This is a genomic window from Streptococcus sp. KCJ4932 (genome assembly GCF_004352745.1).
GTDB classification, from domain to species: Bacteria; Bacillota; Bacilli; order Lactobacillales; family Streptococcaceae; genus Streptococcus; species Streptococcus ruminicola.
On the sequence record NZ_SJWW01000030.1, the window covers coordinates 1 to 3,281 of the forward strand.

Sequence of the window (3,281 nt, forward strand, 5' to 3'; positions counted from 1 at the left end):
CTCTGTATGAATTTACTAAAGAAAAACTAGAAGGTCAAAAAGGACAAATTACAATAAATTTTGCAAATCATCCAATAGTGTATGAAAATAAAGATATTATTGGAAATGCCTTACAAGATTGGTTACCTGCTTGGTTTAATTATTTAAATGTGAACATTACACAAGGAGAACATACCCAAGAGTTTCCCGATTTCAGAGCAACTTTTAATGATATTGATTATGATGTTGAAATAAAAACTTGGAATTTTGCAAATTCTCCAGCTTTTGATATTGCAAATTTATATAGTTTTATTAAGCAAACCTATGAGAGGCCAGGAAAGTTAAATGCCTATTTTATTATTCTGGGGTATAGGGTCGAAAATGATGGCTTCACACGTGGATTTACAGTTGAAAAAGTTTATTTGAAACGAATATGGGAAATTACTAATAGATCGAAGAAATATCCAATTGGTTTACAGGTAAAAACAGGACAACCTTATGCAATTAGACCCTGTGACTTTAGAAGAAGAGATACTTTTAGAAATAAGAAAGAATTTATTAATGGAATTTATGAAGCTTTCAAGAAATTTCCAAATTCATCAATTCCATTTACTCCAGATGAATGGCTAAATAAGGTAACAAATTATTAGAAAATATTACTTAAATGGGAAGCTAGGAGTTTTTTTGAAACTTCTTTAATGACAGGAACACACACTGTATTTCCTAAGAGGTCGAAGGCTTCAGTTTCTTTTAATTCAGATAAATCATAATTATCAGGAAAACCGAATAGTCGTAGACCTTCTTTTACCGTTAATTTTCGAATTCCTTCGCCTACTGGAACAGCAAGTCGACTAACATCTGTAGCAACTAGTGTGGGAGTTACATCATGAGGAGATAAGATTTTAGTAAACTCAAATGAGAGTTTTCCGGTAACAATATTATAACCTTTTGCTAGAGTCTCGTCAGGGACTCTTTTGTTTCCTTCTCTTTTTTTAGGGTATTCAAATGTTAAATATCCCTTTTCAACTAGATCTTCTAACATTTCGTGAAGATTATCAGCATTAAAAAATGTTGAAATCATCTGTTCAGTTAGAGGCATCCCATCCATCCAATCAATTCCAATTAAGTCAGCCCATTTTTTATTTCGACGCTGTCTTAATAGTTGATCCAGCAGTTCCTCTTGCTCTTTAGAAATTTCTCCCTTGAGTCCGATTTGCCAACTATGTATATTATTTTTTCCACCTCTCTTATCTTTAATTGCCTTTCCATAAACCTCATCTAATTTATAGTGGCTTAATAATTTATTCGAGAAGTCAGATACAACAGGTGGAGTATTATAATCTATAATATCTTCTAAATTTGAATAAGAATTATTGAAATTTTCAAGTGGCTGTACTTCACCATTTCTATATCCAATTATATAAATTCTTTTTCTTGATTGTGCTAGACCAAAATCTTTACCATTTAAAACTTTAAATTGAATTTTATATCCTAGCTCCTTTAAAGTATTGGTAATAACTGTAAAAGTTTTACCTTTGTCATGATTGACCAAGCCTTCAACGTTTTCCAAAACAAAACCTAAAGGCTTTTTTTCTAGCAGGATTTTAGCTATGTCAAAAAATAATGTACCACGCGTATCTTGGAAACCTAAACCTAAGCCTGCTTGAGAAAATGCTTGACAAGGGAAGCCAGCAAGTAGAAAGTCGAAGTTAGGAATACTTGATGGGGAGACTTTAGTTATATCACACTTGGGGTTATGATTGAAATTTTTAGAATAAGCCTTTATAGCAGCTGGTTTAATATCGCTGGAAAAGACACATTTTCCAACGAGACCAAATTCAGCTAATGCTTGTTCAAATCCTAAACGAATTCCTCCTAGCCCACTGAACAAATCAATAAATTTGATTGTATTATCAGATTCAGATAAATTATCAGTTATTTTATTTATACCAATTGAAATTAATTCTCTACATTTTTGGGAAAAGTTATTTTGCTTTGGTAAAGGCAATGAATCAATTACTTCTATCTCTTGTTCATCAAGGTATATTGTAACTGCTTTTTTTTTACTTTCTTTTGATTTTCTACCAGAACCTGGTCTTATTCCGCCATGCATATCAGGACTCCTTAATATATATGTTAATTATATTCTACTAAAAGCACCTCTTTTTTTCAAGTTTTAAGGAACCGAGTTTTGGTTAATTATAAAATTCAATCGCTGATGGTTCAAACCACTCATAATAAAAGTTTTCAACTTGTTCAATAATGTAGTTTTTAAATTTATTAGCTTCATCAAGCAATTGATTATAAGCGCCAAGTTGTTTAACTGCCGACAATGAAACATTTAACTGATTTGATTTACAGAGATTAAATAGCTCATTGCCAAACTGTTTTACAATTGCGTTGGGTTCACGATCAAAAACATTAGCATTTATCATATTTTCAAATTGGTGAATAGCAACAAGTAGATTATCATAGTATTCTTCATTAATTTCCATAGTAATTTGCTTTCAGGATTATTTTATCAAAATATAGTAAATTGTCATTGTATTCATGTTTAAGTCTTTCCTAAAAATATATCTTTTTCGGAAACTTTCTCTTGTGTAGGATTTTTGTAAAATATGATATGTCCATATTTTTTATCTTTAAAATGGCAGCCTTCTTCATAAATATCGTCTCTTTTCTTCTATAAAATGTTGTATAGTATTAGTAATTTTAGTATAAATCAACATAATATTTTCCAAGTTTCAAAAAAAGTTATGTTGATTTATTGAAATCTTTTTCGATGAAATATGTTGAGAAAAGCAATGGTAGAGGTGCTTTGAAACTTAATAAAAAGTAAGCGTATCAAACCAGGTCTTAAAAAAGCTCGTAAAGCTTCACAATTCTCAAAACGTTAATTCGTTTTACAGATTTGTACAGAAGAACACTCGTTGGAGTGTTCTTTTTTGTTTTTTGAAAAAATTATTGGAGTAGAAATTTAGAGAAGAAACTCAGAATGCAGTCATGTGCCTTTTAAAATGCCTCAAAGAGTCTTACTGCCCTATAAAAGAGAAAAGTGATAGAACGTGATTTGATGCTTAAATAGAGTCTGTGAGAGCGTCTGATCGAATAAATCAAAAAAAGCTAAAAAGCTGTTGACAGAGGAAATGAAGTTTAGTATACTAAATAAGCTGTCGTTTGAGGCAGCAAACATTTCAGAAGGCTTTAAAAAAACTTAAAAAAAGTTCTTGACAAAGCGTGATAGAAATGATAAACTAATATAGCTGTTGTTCGAGAGGGCGACGGCAACAAATTTGAAAAGA

3 protein-coding genes are annotated in these 3,281 nt (G+C 30.9%); 1 reads left to right on the forward strand and 2 read right to left on the reverse strand.

The genetic code is table 11. The features are described from left to right. The coding region (locus E0E02_RS09310; protein ID WP_133018447.1) for an NgoBV family restriction endonuclease at positions 1 to 629 on the forward strand (629 nt) is incomplete at its 5' end. Here E0E02_RS09310 and dcm read toward each other — a convergent pair. Then, entirely contained in the window at positions 626 to 2,092 is a 1,467-nt protein-coding gene (gene dcm, locus E0E02_RS09315) for a DNA (cytosine-5-)-methyltransferase (protein ID WP_133018448.1), read from the reverse strand. The genes E0E02_RS09310 and dcm overlap by 4 nt on opposite strands. Before the next feature lie 82 nt (positions 2,093 to 2,174). After that, the gene (locus E0E02_RS09320; protein ID WP_133018449.1) at positions 2,175 to 2,474 is read right to left on the reverse strand and encodes a hypothetical protein; all 300 of its coding nucleotides are present in this window, start codon (positions 2,472 to 2,474) and stop codon (positions 2,175 to 2,177) included. Positions 2,475 to 3,281: the final 807 nt, after the last annotated feature.

What these genes read in the sequence shown, in the direction of transcription:
- dcm (WP_133018448.1), bottom strand. Translation starts at nt 2,092, where the DNA reads ATGCATGGCGGAATAAGACCAGGTTCTGGTAGAAAATCAAAAGAAAGT.
- E0E02_RS09320 (WP_133018449.1), bottom strand. Translation starts at nt 2,474, where the DNA reads ATGGAAATTAATGAAGAATACTATGATAATCTACTTGTTGCTATTCAC.